Below are 17,615 nucleotides of genomic sequence, written 5' to 3' on the forward strand. Positions count from 1 at the left end.
CCTATTTAACGACGATCCAGTTAAGTGGATCAAATGCCCGTCCCTGATGACGGATTTCAAAGTATAAACCTGATTCTTCATTGCCGCCGCTGTTACCCGCACTGGCAATGATGTCGCCCGCTTTGACGCTGTCGCCGACATGTTTCAATACTGCCTGATTATTGCCATAGATACTCATGTATTGATCACCATGACCAACAATAATCATATTTCCGTAACCTTTATACCAATCTGCAAAAATGACCTTGCCCGCCGCAACGGCTTTGATTTCGCTGCCTTCACTGGCTTTGATGAACAAACCTTTCCAGCTTGGGCCATCGCCGCGCTTGCTGCCAAACTTCGCCAGAATCTCGCCTTTGACCGGTAGTCTTAATTGCCCTTTCAGGCGATCAAACTCTCCTGCCGGTGGTGCTTCCGATTTCGCCTGTTTCGGCGGCGGTTCATCGGCATCAATTGCGTTCGGATTCGGTTTTTTCCCCGCTTTTTTATCCAGCGCCGCTTGCTTTGCTCTTTCCTTTTGCGCCGCAATTCTTTCCTGACGCTGTTTCTCTTCCTGTTCCGCGCGCTGTTTATCGGCTTTCAGCTGCTCTTCTATCAGTTGATTCAGACGTGAGACAAGATTACTCAGCCTTTGTTCATCTTTTTGCAGATTATCTGCCTGTTTTTTTTGTGCGTAGAGTTTGTTTGATAACTGTCCGACCAGCGTTGCATGCTTTTTCTTTTCTTTTTCTAACGCTATTTTGTGGTCTTTTTCTTCTTCAGCGATTTCATCGAGCTCAGCTTTGGCTTCTTGCGCATCCTGCGTGTTTTTTTCTGCTGCTTTCAGGCTGCTGCGCAGGCTCTCTATCATTTTTGCCTGAGTCTGCGAGACGTAACCCATGTATTGCAGGTCGCGGTTAATCCGGTTTGGATTGTCGCCGGACAGCAGCAACTTGATACGATCACTGTCACCGTGCATGTATTGCCGACGCAGGAAGGTCGACAGTTGTTTCTTTTGTTTTTCTATCTGTGCGCTTAAAGCTTGTTGTTGCTCGGTCAGTTGCCGCAGCTTTTCTTCGGTCTGCGCTTGTTCGTTCTGTAAATCGCGTAAAGACCGGTTTGCTTCCGAGATGGCTTTTTCAGACTCAGCGAGTGCATCGCTGGCCTGATCTTTGGCGCTCTCGGTTTTATTGATGTCGGTTTTTAATGCTTTCAGTTTTTGTTGCAACTCTGCGCGTTCCGCTTCTGCTTTATTTTTTTGTAGTGCGCGTGAGTTACTGGCAGCCAAGGCTGATGCTGCTGTACCTGTGATCGACAGGCACAGCAGACTGGAAAGCAAAAAGCGTGTGTGTTTTTGCATCTAGGATTACTTGGATTTACCCTGGCTGGCAACGGCTTTCAATGCGGCTTCAATCGCCGACTGGTCACCGAGGTAATAATGTCTGATCGGTTTCAGATCGGCATCCAGTTCATAGACCAAAGGCTGACCGTTAGGAATATTCAGATTCACGATCTCGTCGTCACTGATGCCATCGAGCATTTTGATCAGGGCACGCAGGCTGTTACCGTGTGCCGAAATCAGGATGCGTTTGCCAGAGCGGATGGCTGGTGCAATGCTGTCTTCCCATGCCGGTACCACGCGCGCGACCGTGTCTTTCAAACATTCTGTCAGCGGAATCTGTTTGCGATCGAGACCGGCATAACGCGGGTCATTAAACGAGGTGCGGTCATCGTCTTCTGCCAGCGGATTCGGTGGTGTGTCATAGCTGCGGCGCCAGACCAATACCTGATCATCACCGTACTTTGCGGCGGTTTCTGCTTTGTTGAGGCCTTGCAGTGCGCCATAGTGGCGCTCATTCAGACGCCAGTCATGCACGACTGGCAGCCACATCAGATCCATTTCATCGAGTGTGCCCCACAGCGTGCGGATTGCACGTTTGAGGACAGAAGTGTAAGCCAGATCAAATGTCAGACCCGCTTCTTTGAGTAATTTGCCTGCCTGCGTTGCCTCGGCGACGCCTTTCGGTGTCAGGTCAACATCGGTCCAGCCAGTGAAACGGTTATCAAGATTCCAGGTGGATTCACCGTGCCGCATTAATACGATTTTGTACATAATGGTCAGTTTAAGTCGTGGTTAGTATGCATTTAAATATGTTCGCTGCATCTATTTTATAATGACGGGCTTCTGATAACCATTTTTACTACTGGAAACCTGTGAAATTCATTCTTGATAATATTTTTCTGATCGGTATTGCGTTGATTTCTGGTGGTGCTTTATTGCTGCCTTTGTTGCAACGCCGTGGCGCCAAAGTGTCGCAATTGCAGGCGACACAATACATCAATCAGGGCAAAACATTGATACTGGATGTGCGTAGCGCAGACGAATTTGCGACAGGCCATTTGCCAAACGCAAAAAATATTCCGCTGGCAGAAATCAATCATCGCTTGAAAGAAATCGAAAAGTCCAAAAATGCAGTGGTGATCACTGTCTGCGCGACTGGTGTGCGTTCTTCGAATGCCGTTTCTGTGTTGAATAAAGCCGGATTTGCGCAGGTATTCAGTCTCGATGGTGGCACCGAAGCCTGGAAAACCCAGGGCATGCCGATTGTTAAGTAAGCTGTAAAGTAGCTGGAGAAGTCTATGAAACCGCAAGTCCGTATGTATAGCACAGGCGTTTGCCCGTATTGCACGATGGCTGAACGCCTGTTGAAATCCAAGGGGGTCGAGGAAATCGACAAAGTGCGCATTGATCTTGATCCTGCCGAACGCGACGCGATGATGCAGAAGACCGGGCGTCGCACCGTGCCGCAGATTTACATCGGTGACACCCATGTTGGTGGATTTGACGATCTGTCGGCTCTTGATCGTGCCGGTAAGCTCGACGCTTTGCTGAATCCTTGAGTAGAAAATCCGGCTTACACCGGATTTTCTACGGGCTTGCGATTGAAGTGGCTGCGAAGTTGTGATTTTTGCAGTCTCCTTGCTACAATAAGGCGGCGCGATCTTGAAATGGCCGGAATCGGCCCTATCTGCTCATCTCGCTGTTCATTATTAATCTTTTAGAATTTTAGAAAGTCTCACATGTCTGACGAAAATCTGCAGCCCGTATTCCAAATCCAACGCGTATATCTGAAAGATTTGTCGCTTGAACAGCCAAACTCTCCAGCGATTTTCCTGGAACAAGAAGCCCCTGGCATCGAAGTTTCTGTTGATGTCGGCAATGAAAAACTGGCCGATGGCATTTTTGAATCCACAGTGACAGTCACTGTGACAGCGAAAATCGGCGACAAAGTAGCATTCCTCGTCGAAGGCAAACAAGCGGGTATTTTCGAAGCACGCAATATCCCTGAAGATCAGCTCGATCCATTGCTGGGTATCGGTTGCCCGAACATCATCTATCCATACCTGCGCTCTAACGTTGCGGATGCAATCACCCGCGCTGGTTTCCCACCGATTCATCTGTCGGAAATCAACTTTGAAGCGTTCTACGCTCAACGTTTGCAAATCGCAGCAGATCAGGCTAACGCAGCTGAAGCACCTGCGACTATCCAGTAATTTTCCTGATACCCGCCGGATCGCCATCTGTTTGACGATCCACGCTGGTGAAGAAAGAAGTTCATGCGCGGCTTGATTTCCATTTCTACCCTGAGTCTGTTGGCGACGCTGGTCACCGCGCCGGTGCAGGCGATGGAGTTCCGTTCAGTCGGTGCGTCGCCTGTCATCATGTACGACGCGCCTTCGGTCAAGGGTGGCAAAGTCTATGTGGCGCCACGCGGCATGCCGGTGGAAGTGATTTTCACCTCGGGTGCGTGGAGTAAAGTCAGGGATATGGCGGGCGACCTGAGCTGGGTCGAATCCAAGGATCTGATTACCCGTCGCAATCTGATTGTGCGGGTTGCCAACGCGAAAATCCGCACCAGTGCTGACGATAGTGCCGCGCTGGTATTCAGTGCTGAGAAAAACGTTTTGCTGGAAATGGCCGAGCCTGCTTCTGCTGGCTGGGTGAAAGTCCGGCATCGCGACGGCCAGCTTGGTTACGTGAAAGTGAACGAGGTCTGGGGTTTATAATTTCACCCTGATCGCTGGTTTGACGGCAGTAATTCAAAAGAGGACAGCGTGCTGTCCTTTTTTTGTATGTGGTGCGTGATGACAGATGGTATTTGTGGGCGTCAAGCAGGCCGAACTGATCACCGGAGGCAGCCGGTTTTTCAGGGCGAAATTCGCATACTCCCCCTGTTTTTATTAAAAAACCACCGATTGTCGGCATAAATAAAGGGCTTCAAAATATACTGGTGGGAGTATATTTGAGCCGTTTCTGATGAATTCCATCGTAGGTAAGAGCATGAATATCAGCGTATTAGGCGCAGGTGCCTGGGGCACAGCAGTGGCGATTGCCCTGACAGCAAAAAACAAAGTGTTGATGTGGGGCAGAAATCAGGCTGCGATGCAGGAAATGCAGGCGCAGCGTGAGAATGTCGCTTATCTGCCGGGTTTTCCCTTGCCTGACAATCTGGAACTCACTGCCGATTTTTCCGCTGCGATGGCGCATGTTGCGGGCAACGACAGCCTGCTGGTGATCGCAACGTCGGTATCCGGTCTGCGCCCGACCTTAGCAGCTTGTCTGCCGTATGCGCCGCAAAATGTGATCTGGCTGTGCAAGGGTTTCGAAGAGGCTACGCAGTTGCTGCCGCACCAGATTGCCCGAGAAATTCTTGGTGACGGGGTGGCTATCGGCGCTTTGTCCGGCCCGTCGTTTGCACAGGAAGTCGCGCAGGGATTGCCTTGCGCGCTGACGATTGCATCAACTTCTCCGGCGCTCTGCCAGCGTGTTGTGCAAGCCTTGCACGTCAATGCGATGCGGGTGTATTCCAGCGATGATCTGGTCGGTGTTGAAGTCGGCGGCGCAGTCAAAAATATTCTGGCGATTGCCACCGGTGTGGCGGACGGGCTGGGGCTAGGCCTCAATGCCCGCGCGGCCTTGATGACACGCGGTCTGGCAGAAATCAGCCGGCTTGGCGTTGCACTCGGCGGTAAAGCGGAAACCCTGATGGGGCTGACCGGCGTTGGTGATTTAATTCTGACCTGCACCGGTGATTTGTCGCGTAACCGCAAAGTCGGTCTGGCGCTGGCACAAGGAAAGTCGCTCGCCGTGATTATCGAAGAGCTGGGTCATGTTGCCGAAGGTGTACGTTGCGCGCAGGCGGTGCGCAGTCTGGCGGCGCGACTGGGCGTCGATATGCCGATTACGAATGCGGTGGCGGGCGTTTTATTTGATGGCGTTTCTGCCAGAGAAATGAGTATGCGTTTGTTAGCGCGCGATTCCAAGCAGGAAGTCAGCTGAATCAATAGTGGCGGCGTTGTGCCGGGTGTTCCAGCACCCGCGTGATCACCGGTTCGGCGATCGCGTGGCGCTGCATCAGTTCTCTGGTTTTTGCGAATCCCAGTATGTCCAGGTAGTGCAGACCGATATCCACCACTAAGCGTGAAATCACATCTTTGCGCCGCAATGGCTGACAATATTTGCGTAACGCTTTACGGCGGCGGCTTCCTGGCATGACGGGCTCCGGCTGGTGGTAAGAGTCCAGTATAAAGCCAGCCATGCCGCTTTGCCACTATCGTGTTGTCAAATGTGCATAGATCATTAACTTGCCCCATGCACGCGCGACTCTTAGCGACCGATCAGAGCACGGGAAAATCGGTAGCGCTGATGAATTCCGCGAGCAGTGCTTCCAACCCTTGCTGATCTTCCGCTGAAAAACGGTTCAGATGCGGGCTGTCGATATCAAATACACCGGCGACCTGGCCGTTCACCATCACAGGAATCACGATCTCCGAATTCGATGCGGAATCACACGCAATATGGCCGGGAAACGCATGTACGTCAGGTACCAGCACGGTACGTTTTTCCGCTGCCGCAGTACCGCAGACGCCACGCTTAAACGGAATGCGTGCGCAGGCAACTTTGCCCTGAAACGGCCCGACCAGTAAATCATGTGGAAATTCTGTCGTCGGGTTTTTGGCCGGTGTACAGAGGTAAAACCCGGCCCAGTTTAATCCCGTCAGGCTGTGATAAATAAAGGCTGAAAATTGCGACGCATTGGTGCTCAGATTGCGCTCGCCCACCAAAATGCTACGGATCTGTTTTACCAGCAAAGCGTAATCTGGTTTTTCGCTGGCAGCGGATGTTTCAAACATGGTGTTTTCTCTTGAAATAAAATGTTGTCCCGACTTGCTGTTGGTCGGGCAGTCAGGTGACGTTGATCAAAAAACTCAGGCTGTATTCAGCCTGAGCGTTGAGTCCGGCTTTTGTTTTTTGCCGCAACTGGTACCGGATTTGTCCTGGACTTTACCGGCGCCGGTCTGGGAGTATGATGAGGCGGTAAGTGTCTGCCAGCCTGCGAAGGTTCAACACGGAATTGCATACGCTGCCGTGTTGCCAGTGCCTTGTTTGCCATGTTGAGCCTCGCAGAATGATTCGTTACGCCGCTTACAGCACGTAGCGCGACAAATCTTCATTCACCGATAAGGCGCCGAGTCGTTCTTCCACATAGGCCGCATCGATCGTCACCACTTTTCCGGTATTTTCGTGTGCTGCATACGAGATCTCTTCCAGCAGCTTTTCCATCACGGTATACAAGCGGCGCGCGCCGATATTTTCGGTCGTTTCATTGACGGAATAAGCAATGCTGGCAAGTTTTTCCACGCCTTCCGGTGTGAAGTCCACGGCAACATCTTCGGTTGCCAGCAAGGCCTGATACTGACGTGTCAGGCAAGCGTCGGTGCTGGTCAGGATGCGTTCAAAATCGGCAATCGATAAGGATTCAAGTTCGACGCGGATAGGGAAGCGGCCTTGCAATTCCGGGATCAGATCGGACGGTTTGGCGAGATGGAATGCGCCGGAAGCAATAAACAAAATGTGATCGGTTTTGATCATGCCATATTTGGTATTCACCGTCGTGCCTTCAACCAGCGGCAGCAAATCACGTTGCACACCAGCGCGTGAAACTTCGGCACCGCCAGTTTCTGAGCGCGATGCAATTTTGTCGATTTCATCCAGAAAAACGATACCGTTTTGCTCAACGTTTCTGATCGCGTCCTGTTTCAATTCTTCTTCGTTGACCAGTTTTGCCGCTTCTTCTTCTATCAGCAATTTGAATGCTTCTTTGATTTTCAGCTTACGGGTTTTCTTGCGGCCATTGCCCATGCCAGAGAACATGGTTTTAATCTGCTCGGTCATTTCTTCCATGCCCGGCGGTGCCATGATTTCCATGTGGGTGACCGCCTCCGCCACTTCCAGTTCAATTTCTTTGTCGTCGAGCGCGCCTTCACGCAGACGTTTGCGGAAAGTCTGACGGGTTGTATTGTCAGCGGCTGGTGCAGCTTCACTGCCTTCAGGATGAATGCCGAAGTCGCGTGCTGGTGGCAATAAAATATCGAGAATGCGGTCTTCTGCCGCATCTTCCGCGCGCAGCCGTACTTTACGGGTCGCAGCTTCGCGCGTCTGCTTGATACCGATATCGACCAGATCGCGGATGATGGTATCGACGTCGCGCCCGACGTAACCGACTTCGGTAAATTTAGTCGCTTCAATTTTAATGAAAGGAGCATCCGCCAGTTTTGCGAGACGACGGGCGATCTCAGTTTTACCGACGCCTGTCGGGCCTATCATCAGTATGTTTTTGGGTGTGATTTCGTGGCGCAAAGGTTCTTCGACCTGCTGGCGACGCCAGCGATTGCGCAGGGCAATCGCGACTGCCCGTTTTGCTTTGGCCTGACCGACCACGTGTTTATCGAGTTCAGAGACGATCTCTTGCGGAGTCATATTCATGCTGTTTCCTATCTGCTTCTCAAATCCATGCCGGCGCCGTTGGCGTACATCAGGCATGGTGAATCAAAATTATTCCAGGGTTTCTATGGTGTGCGACAAATTGGTATAGATACACAATTCGCCTGCAATCGTCAGCGACTTCTTGACGATGTCGACTGGCGATAAATCGGTATTTTCAAACAGCGCAATCGCGGCTGATTGTGCAAACGTGCCGCCAGAGCCGATCGCACCTATGCCCTGGTTTGGTTCGAGTACGTCACCATTACCGGTGATGACCAGGGTCGTGTCTTTGTCAGCAACCAGCAGCATGGCTTCCAGCCGACGCAGCATGCGATCAGTACGCCAGTCTTTGGCGAGCTCGACGGATGCGCGCATCAGATGTCCCTGATGTTTTTCCAGTTTGGATTCAAAGCGCTCGATTAATGTGAAAGCATCTGCAGTGCCACCGGCGAAACCCGCCAGAACTTTATTGTGATACAGCTTACGTACTTTGCGCGCTGTACCTTTCATAACGATATTGCCAAGGGTGACCTGACCATCGCCACCGAGGGCGACGACATTGCCGCGCCGTACCGTCAGGATGGTGGTGCCGTGAAATTGTTCCATAAGGACCTCATAAATGGTTGAAACTATGTCGCGAAGCTTCGCAGGCTAGCGCCAGCAGAGATAGAAGCAGAACGAGACTGCGTACTGAGCGGATCTTGTTACGTGAGTGCTTGCTACCGCTATACTTATTTGAAAATCGTCTTTGTCAGACAGATTGCAGATAGGCGCAAGAATAAAAAGCGACAACACACACGCGATGGCGCATCGGAACCAGAAAGAAAATGGGGTGTGTCGGCAGAATTACAAGAAGTCTAGTGCTTACGCAGTGAGATGCTGGCGATATTTTTTAAACCCATCGCGTTAAATAACATCATGACCAGATAATTCACTTCTTCAAACCGGATAGTCACGCCGGGTTTGCCGACGATGGGCGCCAGGCCATTCAATAATTCAGCGGAGGCGCTGAATTCCACGCGGTCAAGTTTCGAGCAGTCGATGATCAGAGGCTGCTGCTGTGCCGCTTGCTCCGCGATTTTTTTGACCAGTGCGTCGACGCTGCCATCCACCATTGCAGGCATGAAGAAACGATCAGAAGGTTCTTCTTCCTCTTCATGATTGAGTTCTGGGAAGGCATCGGTAACATTATTCTGAGGTGCTTCGAATGATGGTGGAGACACTTCAAACGTGATGCAGTAATCCATGCTGGCTTCTTCGAATGCTTTTTCAAAGTGCAGCAATTGCAGAATTTCTAATAACAGCAGCCACGGTGCTTCTGTCTCATCACGCCGCCCGACCTGCAGAATGGCGCGAATTTTATCTGTCAGGCTTTGTGCGCCGACCAGCATCAGATCATGCCCGGTCTTTTTCAGATTTTTGAGTGTCCGTAACAGCAAACCACAGCCGACAGGATCAACTTCTTTAATTTTCGAGAAATCCAGACGCAGGCTAGGACTTTTTGCGCTCGCAATATTAATTTTTTCCAGTATTTTGACAATGGTGGCGTCAAGTTTTACCGGGAAAAGTATGCTAGGCCGGGACGCATCCTTAGGATGCGATTCGGCTTCCGGCTGCGGTGTATTTTCAGGCCACAGCGGAGGTGAGGTTTCAAATTTGTTAGCGTAATCGAGCGAGAGGCTTTCAAACTTATGCTGATTATTCGTGATCCGGTATAAATCAAACAGCATCTGCCAGCCTATTTCGGTCGCCAGTCCCAGATGTTGGTGATGTACGGCGGCGTCCAGCATTTGCTCTGCCACTTCATTTTGTCCGCTTGCAAACAAAATAGCGGCTTCTTCGAGAACCGGTACGGATTCGCTATAGGCGAGTGCTGACCCTGGAATTTCTGTGTTGTGTCCGAGCAGATAATCTGACGGCATTGGCATTGGCAGCGTTGTTTGAAAATCTGCGACAGGACCACGATTTGTCAGGGGTTGTGTGTGTTCGGTAAGATCAAATTTGCTGTTGCCGAGTTTTTTTGAAATATCGGTTTTGGTGATGACCGGAGGGCGCGTCTTAACGATGTCGCGCGACATTTCAAATTCTATGGCATCAATTTTTCGTTCAGTAGCACGAGCGACGTGGCGCTGAGCAATGACAGAATTGCTGAAAAGCTCGCTGTCATGGAAACCTGTAATAACAGTGTTACCAGATTTAGAGCGAGCTTTTCTGGAAGAAGATTTCTCGGTGGAGCGATCTTCTTTTTTGCCACCTTTTTTACCGAAAAGAGAAAAAATCCCCACACTATTCCTAAAAAAATACGTCTTAAACGAGTGAAATCTGTACTTGCTAAGTATATTCTTAATTGAGCGTAAATAGTAAGCTGCGCTTTTCCGACTTAACAATGTTTTATTTTTTATAAAAGTCAGTTTTTCTAGAATATTTTAGAGAAGTTAGCATATTAAGCTCATATACACAAAAATGGAGGCATTTAGCCTCCATTTCGCCTTTAACTATGCTATCCGTGTAAATTTAATTTTACATTTCGTAACAAGGTAGAAATTAAAAACTGGTTCTGACTCCGGCGATAAAGCTTCTGCCTGGTTGTGGAACACTATCTCTTAATATCGACGTGGACAAGCGTATATCCTGATTCAGTAAATTTCTGGCCATCAGGAACCAGGTAATTTGTTGACCTTGATATGGATGAGAGTAACTCAGGTTGGCATCTGCTCTGGTGTACGAAGGAGTGACGTAATCTTCAAAACTGGCCAGTCTGTCCTGACGTTGTGCATGCAGGATATTCAACGATGTGCGCCAAGCCCCTTGTTTGAAGCCCAAATCGAAACCAACGCGTGTGGCTGGTTGCAAAGGTAAGTTTCCGAGATCTGTCAGTGTACCGCGCGAGATATCGGCAAAGGCACGCGCAGAAAATCCTTCTCCCAGGTGGTTATAACTGATTTCTGCTTCACCACCGCGAATCTTTGCCGACGCCTGTGACCAGTTGCGCAAAGTGAATTCAGCGTCCGCCTGAGCGATACCTTCCCCATTTACTTTGGTGCCATCAGTATGGCCATAGATGTAGTTGTCGACTTGATTAATAAATGTATTCAACTTCCATCGCAGCAATCCGGTAGTTTTTTGCAGGGTAAATTCGAGATTATGCGAAATCTCTTTTTTCATGTTGATATTGCCGATATCGAACGTCGCCGTCGATTCGTGCGGACCTGCTGAATACAATTCCTCTGTTGCCGGAGCGCGTTGTGCGAGTGAGAAACTCAGACCGGCGCTATAGCCGGGAGTAAATTGCCATAGACCACCGGCAGACGCAGAATACAGATTGAAGTTTCTGTGAGCGAGTGCACTGATTTCATCCGGTTCACGGCTGACATTTTCCAGGCGTACACCTGCGCTGCCAAGAACATCGCCGAACTGACGTTGTTCCAGCGCGAATGCGGCAACTGAGGTGGATTTTGTCGAAGGAACCGTATCTGCGCGGCCACTTGCAGCCGACAATGCGGAAAATTTGGTCTGTTCCGTCTGCAGACCCCAACTGCCTTGCCAGCCGGACCAGTTCGCGTGCGACAGGACGATGCGACTCTCCAGCATTTTGTTTTTAAAGTTTGTGACCGGGGAACCGTCTTCTGCTTTTTCGGTGTGCTGATAATCGGTGCCGCTGAGTTTAAATTTCAGACTGTCAAAACCTGATAGTGGCGAGTTGAGCTGGCCTTCCAGATCAAGTCTGTTCTGCCGCAGATCGATAAAGGATTTTTCTGCAGTTGGGATGCCGTAATGATCGTTCAGCGTTTGCACCGCTGCACCCAGATAACCCCACGACTGGATCAGTGATGCGCCGGCAGCGAGGCTATTTGAACGAGTGAAACTGGAGGGCAGTTTGCCATCTGCTGAGGCGGGATCTGAAAGGTTTGCTTTACCCGGGATATCATAATTGCCGGTTTCGCGGCTGTTGCCGTCAACATGTAAGCCTATATTGCCGCTGGCACCATCCACCGAGAATGAACCACTTTTTTCCTGATTCACTGTGCCGTATCTGAGCTCCGCTTCACCAGTGATTTTTTTATTTAATACGGTGGGAATGCGATTGTCGATCACGTTGATCAGACCACCGATGGCACCGCTCCCGTACAGCAAAGCCGCCGGACCGCGCAAAATTTCGATTTGTTGTGCGGTCGAGCTTTCACTGGCGACGGCGTGATCGTTTGACAGGCTGGAGACGTCGGCAACGCCCATACCATTTTGCAGAATTTTTACCCGAGGGCCTTCCAGACCGCGAATGATAGGTCGCGATGCGCCTGCGCCAAATCCTGAGGCGGAGACACCGAGCTCATTGCCCAGCGTTTCACCGAGTGAGGTGCCGATTTTTGCGCGAAGCTCAGGGCCGGACAGTATTTTCGCCGGTGTCAGTACTTGCATGTCTTCGCCATTTCCCAGTGGGTTAGAGGTGACGGTGACGGTATTGATTGCTTGTGCGTTGGCGTTGCAATGAGCCAGTGCGGAGAGGACGGCGGCTGCGGCAATGGTGCGGTGAAATTGCATGATTTTTCCTGAAACATGAAAATGAACAAAGCAGACCACTCAGAAGAGCGATCTGAAAAAACGAGCTGAGTGCCGGGTGAAATTGAATTCCGGCTGAGATTTTCAATGCTTCAGAAAGGCGGGGCGCGTGAAGAGAATGAGAGCTGTATGCTGGCCAGCCAGACGATATTGGCGGCAAAGGTGTTAATGAAGTCTGTTGTATCGATGACCGGAAGTGCCGGCACTTTGGCGTCGAGATAATCCGCAGCAACGGTTGCGTCAAATAAGGCGCAGGAGTGCAAGGCTCTTTCGTCGGAATCTGAAGTGACCTGCCAGAACGTGTAACTGTTGCTGAGCGCGGTGACTTGCGCCTTGCCGCCGGGCCAGCCCGCGTGCGCAAGTTTATGAGAAAGACTGACCCATTGCGCCAGCAATAATGCGGGCAGCAGCAGACACAACAGCCAGTGGCTGCTGTGTCTGTGTCTGAATGGATAAGAGGAGCTCATTGATATCTAAAACTTAACCGAATATTGCTATAAACATTGTGTTAACCATTGTGTTGCAAAAAGCCAACGTTCTTTCCTTGATTGGCTGGTGCAAGACGCGGCTTGGATAGCTGAATATCTACAAAGTTCCTTATTAGTGCAACACTGTTGCAGTTCCTTGAGTAAAAAAAGCGTGTAACTGATCACACGCTTTTTACTTTAACGCTTTTTTGTGACAGTGGAATTAATCACCGTACAGTTTTTGTTTCATTTCGCGTCGTTGCTGCGCTTCGAGAGACAGCGTTGCTGTCGGACGTGCCAATAAGCGCGGAACGCCGATAGGTTCGCCTGTTTCTTCGCACCAGCCGTAGTCACCTTCATCGATGCTGGCGATGGATTGCTGAACTTTTTTCAGCAATTTGCGTTCGCGGTCACGGGTACGTAACTCAAGCGCATGTTCTTCTTCGATCGTGGCACGGTCTGCCGGATCGGGAACTAATACGGTTTCGCGAAGATGCTCGGTAGTTTCGTCGGCATTCTTCAATAAATCCTTTTCAAGCTGTTGCAAACGGGCCTTGAAAAATGCCAGTTGTGCAGCGTTCATATAGTCCTTCTCTCCCATCGCGAGGATTTGTTCCTCGGTGAGCAGGGCTTCGGGGGCGCTGACTGTAGCAGTCGATTTAGATGATTTAGTTGCCACTTCGCTTACTTTCGATACAACGGGTTAACACATAGAAAAAGTCTGAAACGATGAAGTTTTCAGATAATTTATCCTCCCCTTACTGATATGAAAAGCAGCATTTTTACTCATGCCACTTGCACAACAGACAATGCCTGATATCAGTAGCCCGACAGTTTATACTAAACAATGCTCCAGACCTTGAATAAATATGTCTTTTGGTAGATTTTTGCCAATAAACACCATTTTGCTTTCTTTTGTTTCTTCATCCCCCCATTTCGCGCCGACATCGGTTCCCATGATCTGATGTACCCCCTGGAAGATCACCTTACGGTCGGCACCTTGCATGTACAGCACGCCTTTATAACGCAGCATGCGCGGGCCGAAAACCTGCACCAATCCACCTAAAAATTCGTCAAGCTGTCCGGTATTGAATGGGCGTGTGCTTTTAAACACAAATGCGGCGATATCGTCAGAATGATGGGCGTGATGATGATTATGCGCATGTTCGTGCCCGTGTTCATGTGTGCAATGTTCATCGCAGTGTTCGCCGTGGTGTTCGTGTGAATGTTCTTCTTCACTTAAAAAATCGGGATCGAGATCCAGTTTTGCATTCAGGTTGAAGCCTTTCAGATCCAGCACTTCAGCAATGGCAATGTTACCGAAATCGACAGTGCTGATAGGCGCACGCGGATTGATATGCATCAGACGTGAGCGCAGACTCGCCAGTTGTTTCGCATCAGCCAGATCGGTCTTCGACAGCAAAATCTTGTCGGCAAAACCCACCTGACGCTGCGCTTCTTCATGCTCATCGAGTTGCAGCATACCGTGACGCGCATCAACCACGGTGACGACCGCATCGAGCATGTAATAGGTGCCGACTTCTTCATCAACGAAAAAAGTTTGTGCAACCGGGCCAGGATTGGCCAGACCTGTGGTTTCGATAATCACACGGTCGAAAGCTATCTTGCCTTCGTTTTTTTGTTGTATCAGCTTACTGAGTGCGATGATCAGATCGCCGCGCACAGTGCAACAGATACAGCCATTGTTCATCTCAACGATTTGTTCATTGCTGTCCTGTACCAGAATTTCATTATCGATATTTTCCTGACCGAATTCATTTTCGATCACGGCGATTTTGTAGCCGTGGTTTTCCTGCAGTATGCGGTTGAGCAGCGTCGTTTTTCCCGCGCCCAGAAAGCCGGTAAGTATGGTGGTTGGAATCAGTGCCATAGCGTCAGAAAGAAAAGTTAATTGGAACAGTCAGCACACCAGCCTTTGATGGTCAGCTCGATGTCATGACTTTGAAAACCACGTCCCAGCGTTGCCTGCAGGGTTGCTTGCAATTGCTCGCGTAAAGACGCTGGTTGTTCTGCATCGTCGAGACAAAACACGCGGGCGCAGCGGGTACATTTAAAATGGCCATGCTGATGCTGCGTCACACCGCTTTTCGAGTCGGCTGATTGTTCGCTGCCCGTGCTGTAACGGAACACCCGGTCGTCGCCCGAAATTTTATGTGTCAGACCGGCTTCCGTCAGACAATCCAGTGCACGGTACAAGGTGACTCTGTCCATCTCCGGCAGCGCATCTTGCACTTCCAGATGCGACAACGCACGCTTGGTATCCAGCAACACAGACAACACGCCGAGCCTCGCATCCGTAACGCGGACGCCGCTGGCCCGCAACAAGTCCGAGGCTTGTGCCTGATCGTTGACAGTGTGGCTGTGATGCGCAGATTTCATATCGAATGCAGAAAAAAATAAGCAATAGTAAGCAAAGCAAGCTGGCATTATGCCTGAAAATGCAATTCAGTTGCAAAAGTGCGTCTGATCAAAACAACGTCAGACAGACGTCGCGCGATCACGGCAGTGTCTCTATTCATATTCTTGTCATATTTACTTTTTAAACTGCGCAGCGGTGAATCCGCTGATGCGTCTCGTTCTGCGTCCCGGATTCTTACTAAATTTGTGCGCCGTGCATCGCTGATGCCCGCGTTTTGACGTCAATTATTCTGGAATTCTACTCATGTCAGATCAACCTCAAATCGGTCGCCGCAAGGCATTAAAATTCCTCGCTGGCGCACCGTTGTTGCCGCTCGGTGCGATGTCCACTGCGTCGCTGCTGTCTGCCTGTGGTGGCAGTTCAACGGTTGCTGCAGCTCCAGCTGCTCCTGTGGCGAATTTTGTTTCGGCAGATTTCACTGCAATGGCTGCGCCAACATTGACGAATGCCGCTGCGATGGCAACGACGACAGTGGCTTCCAGCCTGAATGTCACGTTTAGCGACAACTCCACACAAACCTACAAACTGGCCTATCAGCCTTTTTTCCTGACTGGTGACATGGTATCGAACGGTAACGGCGGCACAGTGTTGGCCGGTGGTTACTACGACATCAATAACAAGCCGATTATTGATGCGACCGTTGCGGGCAAAGAACGTCAATACTTCTCAGATTCGCCGGATGGCACTTCCCTGTTGTCGTTGCCGAATCCGACCGTAACAGGCATCAAAGGCAAAGCAGTATTTGCGGTGGTGCAGTTCGAATACACAACCTGGGCGCAAGATGGCAAAACCGATATGTACGGCAAATTGCCTTCACCTATCGCTGTCCTGACGCTGGATCAGGATCAGGCGACCGGTAAATTAAGTCTGGTGAAATACCATAACGTCGACACTTCTAAAGTGAATGGTTTGTGGATTACCTGTGGTGCCAGCTTGTCGCCTTGGGATACCCATCTGTCGAGCGAAGAGTATGAGCCAGATGCGTTCACTATTGCTTCGAACTCGATGTTCGCCGCATACAGCACTAATTTGTTTGGCGACGCAACGAAAGCAAATCCCTATCACTATGGTCATTTGCCAGAAGTCACGGTCAATCCTGACGGCACCGGTTCGATCAAAAAACACTACTGCATGGGTCGTATTTCGCATGAGCTGATTCAGGTTTTCCCGGATAACCGCACGGCATTAATGGGTGATGATGCAACGAATGGTGGCTTGTTCATCTTCGTGGCAGATAAAGAAAAAGACCTGTCTTCTGGGTCTTTGTATGTGGCTAAAATCGGCCCTGGCTTCTCGCTTGATCCGGCAGCCGCAGGCGCGTCACTGAGCTGGATTAAACTCGGCTCCGCGACCAGCGCAGAAATCGAAGCATTGGCAAACAAGCTGAAACCAACTGACATCATGGATGTGAGCAATACCGATCCTAAAGATGCGACTTACACCAAGATCTATATCAGCGGCAAAATCCAGTGGGTACGCGTCAAAGCTGGTATGGAAAAAGCAGCGGCCTTCCTCGAAACTCATCGTTATGCAGCGATGATGGGCGGCAGTATGGCCTTGACGAAACTTGAAGGCACGACAGTCAATGCGAAAGACAAGATCGCTTATTCTGCTTTGCAAAACATGCAAAGTTCCATGGTGCGCGGTAATGCGGCCTGGAACGAAGCATTCGGCGTGACTCTGGAAAAAGCCTTGAACGCTGGTGGTATTCTGGCGCATACATTGGCAGGTGGTCAGAAAGATACGTCTGGTGCGGCGATCAACAGTGAATGGGTGCCAACGGTCACCAAGACCTTGCTGATCGGTGAAGATATTGCGGCGGATGCGTTGGGCAATACAGCGAATCCGGACAAAATCGGCGCACCGGATAATCTGAAATTCTCAGAAAAACTGCGCACCTTGTTTATCGGTGAAGACAGCAGCTATCACGTGAATAACTTCCTGTGGGCTTACAACGTCGACACCAAAAAACTGACTCGCGTGGCATCTATGCCTGCCGGTGCCGAAGCAACTGGTTTGTCGGTGGTCGATAATCTGAATGGCTGGACCTACATCACCAGCAATTTCCAGCACGCTGGCGACTGGGGCAGCATCCACAATATCGTTAAGCCTACACTCGATCCGTTGGTGCGTGCGAACTACAAAGATCGTTTCGCTTCTGCGGTGGGCTATCTGACTGCCGATGTCAGCAGCGTCAAGCTGGCGAAATAAGTTCTGATGAACGTACTTCCGGCGCAGATCTGGCCGGAAGCGCGACACAGGTTTGAATGAAAAAGGGCAGATGATTCTGCCCTTTTTTACGTCCAAATATACTGGGGGGGAGTATATTTTAAAGCCCTTATTT

18 protein-coding genes are annotated in these 17,615 nt (G+C 50.3%); 6 read left to right on the forward strand and 12 right to left on the reverse strand.

The window, feature by feature from the left end; all coding sequences use genetic code 11:
* Window position 1: 1 nt before the first annotated feature.
* Both KDM87_RS15930 and gpmA read right to left on the reverse strand, forming a co-directional pair.
* Window positions 2-1,339, reverse strand: a complete 1,338-nt coding sequence (locus KDM87_RS15930; protein WP_212680116.1) for a murein hydrolase activator EnvC family protein — start codon at window positions 1,337-1,339, stop codon at window positions 2-4.
* Between the two features lie 6 nt (window positions 1,340-1,345).
* Window positions 1,346-2,092: a 2,3-diphosphoglycerate-dependent phosphoglycerate mutase gene (gene gpmA, locus KDM87_RS15935; protein ID WP_212680117.1), complete on the reverse strand. Its 747-nt coding sequence runs from the start codon at window positions 2,090-2,092 to the stop codon at window positions 1,346-1,348.
* 101 nt (window positions 2,093-2,193) lie between these two features.
* Between gpmA and KDM87_RS15940 the strand changes: the two genes are divergently transcribed.
* From KDM87_RS15940 to KDM87_RS15960, 5 genes are all read left to right on the forward strand, one after another.
* Window positions 2,194-2,595: a rhodanese-like domain-containing protein gene (locus tag KDM87_RS15940; RefSeq protein ID WP_212680118.1), complete on the forward strand. Its 402-nt coding sequence runs from the start codon at window positions 2,194-2,196 to the stop codon at window positions 2,593-2,595.
* Window positions 2,596-2,619: 24 nt separating this feature from the next.
* On the forward strand, window positions 2,620-2,880 hold the full coding sequence (gene grxC / locus KDM87_RS15945) for a glutaredoxin 3 (protein WP_212680119.1): 261 nt from the start codon (window positions 2,620-2,622) through the stop codon (window positions 2,878-2,880).
* A 180-nt stretch (window positions 2,881-3,060) separates the two neighbouring features.
* Window positions 3,061-3,534 carry a protein-export chaperone SecB gene (secB, locus tag KDM87_RS15950; protein WP_186884385.1) on the forward strand — a complete coding sequence of 158 codons (474 nt, stop codon included), beginning with the start codon at window positions 3,061-3,063 and terminating at the stop codon, window positions 3,532-3,534.
* A 63-nt stretch (window positions 3,535-3,597) separates the two neighbouring features.
* Window positions 3,598-4,047, forward strand: coding sequence for an SH3 domain-containing protein (locus KDM87_RS15955; RefSeq protein ID WP_212680120.1), 450 nt, complete (start codon window positions 3,598-3,600; stop codon window positions 4,045-4,047).
* Window positions 4,048-4,321: 274 nt separating this feature from the next.
* On the forward strand, window positions 4,322-5,320 hold the full coding sequence (locus KDM87_RS15960; RefSeq protein ID WP_212680228.1) for an NAD(P)H-dependent glycerol-3-phosphate dehydrogenase: 999 nt from the start codon (window positions 4,322-4,324) through the stop codon (window positions 5,318-5,320).
* Window position 5,321: 1 nt separating this feature from the next.
* Here the strand turns inward: KDM87_RS15960 and KDM87_RS15965 are convergent, their stop codons facing one another.
* The 10 genes from KDM87_RS15965 to KDM87_RS16010 all read right to left on the reverse strand — a co-directional run bounded on the left by KDM87_RS15965 (window position 5,322) and on the right by KDM87_RS16010 (window position 15,231).
* On the reverse strand, window positions 5,322-5,534 hold the full coding sequence (locus KDM87_RS15965) for a hypothetical protein (protein ID WP_212680121.1): 213 nt from the start codon (window positions 5,532-5,534) through the stop codon (window positions 5,322-5,324).
* Between the two features lie 124 nt (window positions 5,535-5,658).
* Window positions 5,659-6,174, reverse strand: a complete 516-nt coding sequence (locus KDM87_RS15970; protein ID WP_212680122.1) for a GAF domain-containing protein — start codon at window positions 6,172-6,174, stop codon at window positions 5,659-5,661.
* Window positions 6,175-6,466: 292 nt separating this feature from the next.
* Window positions 6,467-7,807: an ATP-dependent protease ATPase subunit HslU gene (gene hslU, locus KDM87_RS15975; RefSeq protein ID WP_212680123.1), complete on the reverse strand. Its 1,341-nt coding sequence runs from the start codon at window positions 7,805-7,807 to the stop codon at window positions 6,467-6,469.
* A gap of 69 nt (window positions 7,808-7,876) precedes the next feature.
* On the reverse strand, window positions 7,877-8,413 hold the full coding sequence (gene hslV / locus KDM87_RS15980) for an ATP-dependent protease subunit HslV (protein ID WP_212680124.1): 537 nt from the start codon (window positions 8,411-8,413) through the stop codon (window positions 7,877-7,879).
* Between the two features lie 251 nt (window positions 8,414-8,664).
* Window positions 8,665-10,092 carry an STAS domain-containing protein gene (locus tag KDM87_RS15985; protein WP_212680125.1) on the reverse strand — a complete coding sequence of 476 codons (1,428 nt, stop codon included), beginning with the start codon at window positions 10,090-10,092 and terminating at the stop codon, window positions 8,665-8,667.
* 259 nt (window positions 10,093-10,351) lie between these two features.
* Window positions 10,352-12,346 carry a TonB-dependent receptor gene (locus tag KDM87_RS15990; protein WP_212680126.1) on the reverse strand — a complete coding sequence of 665 codons (1,995 nt, stop codon included), beginning with the start codon at window positions 12,344-12,346 and terminating at the stop codon, window positions 10,352-10,354.
* 110 nt (window positions 12,347-12,456) lie between these two features.
* On the reverse strand, window positions 12,457-12,831 hold the full coding sequence (locus tag KDM87_RS15995; RefSeq protein WP_212680127.1) for a hypothetical protein: 375 nt from the start codon (window positions 12,829-12,831) through the stop codon (window positions 12,457-12,459).
* Window positions 12,832-13,054: 223 nt separating this feature from the next.
* On the reverse strand, window positions 13,055-13,459 hold the full coding sequence (gene dksA, locus KDM87_RS16000; protein ID WP_186884601.1) for an RNA polymerase-binding protein DksA: 405 nt from the start codon (window positions 13,457-13,459) through the stop codon (window positions 13,055-13,057).
* Between the two features lie 207 nt (window positions 13,460-13,666).
* Window positions 13,667-14,722 (reverse strand): CobW family GTP-binding protein, encoded by a 1,056-nt coding sequence (locus KDM87_RS16005; protein WP_212680128.1) that lies wholly within the window; start codon window positions 14,720-14,722, stop codon window positions 13,667-13,669.
* Window positions 14,723-14,739: 17 nt separating this feature from the next.
* Window positions 14,740-15,231: a Fur family transcriptional regulator gene (locus tag KDM87_RS16010; RefSeq protein ID WP_212680129.1), complete on the reverse strand. Its 492-nt coding sequence runs from the start codon at window positions 15,229-15,231 to the stop codon at window positions 14,740-14,742.
* A gap of 283 nt (window positions 15,232-15,514) precedes the next feature.
* Here KDM87_RS16010 and KDM87_RS16015 point away from each other — a divergent pair, with 283 nt between their 5' ends.
* Window positions 15,515-17,482, forward strand: coding sequence for a PhoX family protein (locus KDM87_RS16015; RefSeq protein ID WP_212680130.1), 1,968 nt, complete (start codon window positions 15,515-15,517; stop codon window positions 17,480-17,482).
* The last annotated feature ends 133 nt before the right edge of the window (window positions 17,483-17,615 follow it).

The sequence above is a fragment of the Cognatundibacterium rivi genome (assembly GCF_018139565.1).
In the GTDB taxonomy this organism is placed as follows: domain Bacteria; phylum Pseudomonadota; class Gammaproteobacteria; order Burkholderiales; family Burkholderiaceae_D; genus Undibacterium; species Undibacterium rivi.

Excerpts from the sequence above, each read along its gene's own strand:
- KDM87_RS15930 (WP_212680116.1), bottom strand. The coding sequence starts at position 1,339 with ATGCAAAAACACACACGCTTTTTGCTTTCCAGTCTGCTGTGCCTGTCG.
- gpmA (WP_212680117.1), bottom strand. The coding sequence starts at position 2,092 with ATGTACAAAATCGTATTAATGCGGCACGGTGAATCCACCTGGAATCTT.
- grxC (WP_212680119.1), top strand. The coding sequence starts at position 2,620 with ATGAAACCGCAAGTCCGTATGTATAGCACAGGCGTTTGCCCGTATTGC.
- secB (WP_186884385.1), top strand. The coding sequence starts at position 3,061 with ATGTCTGACGAAAATCTGCAGCCCGTATTCCAAATCCAACGCGTATAT.
- KDM87_RS15955 (WP_212680120.1), top strand. The coding sequence starts at position 3,598 with ATGCGCGGCTTGATTTCCATTTCTACCCTGAGTCTGTTGGCGACGCTG.
- KDM87_RS15960 (WP_212680228.1), top strand. The coding sequence starts at position 4,322 with ATGAATATCAGCGTATTAGGCGCAGGTGCCTGGGGCACAGCAGTGGCG.
- KDM87_RS15965 (WP_212680121.1), bottom strand. The coding sequence starts at position 5,534 with ATGCCAGGAAGCCGCCGCCGTAAAGCGTTACGCAAATATTGTCAGCCA.
- KDM87_RS15970 (WP_212680122.1), bottom strand. The coding sequence starts at position 6,174 with ATGTTTGAAACATCCGCTGCCAGCGAAAAACCAGATTACGCTTTGCTG.
- hslU (WP_212680123.1), bottom strand. The coding sequence starts at position 7,807 with ATGAATATGACTCCGCAAGAGATCGTCTCTGAACTCGATAAACACGTG.
- hslV (WP_212680124.1), bottom strand. The coding sequence starts at position 8,413 with ATGGAACAATTTCACGGCACCACCATCCTGACGGTACGGCGCGGCAAT.
- KDM87_RS15990 (WP_212680126.1), bottom strand. The coding sequence starts at position 12,346 with ATGCAATTTCACCGCACCATTGCCGCAGCCGCCGTCCTCTCCGCACTG.
- KDM87_RS15995 (WP_212680127.1), bottom strand. The coding sequence starts at position 12,831 with ATGAGCTCCTCTTATCCATTCAGACACAGACACAGCAGCCACTGGCTG.
- KDM87_RS16005 (WP_212680128.1), bottom strand. The coding sequence starts at position 14,722 with ATGGCACTGATTCCAACCACCATACTTACCGGCTTTCTGGGCGCGGGA.
- KDM87_RS16010 (WP_212680129.1), bottom strand. The coding sequence starts at position 15,231 with ATGAAATCTGCGCATCACAGCCACACTGTCAACGATCAGGCACAAGCC.
- KDM87_RS16015 (WP_212680130.1), top strand. The coding sequence starts at position 15,515 with ATGTCAGATCAACCTCAAATCGGTCGCCGCAAGGCATTAAAATTCCTC.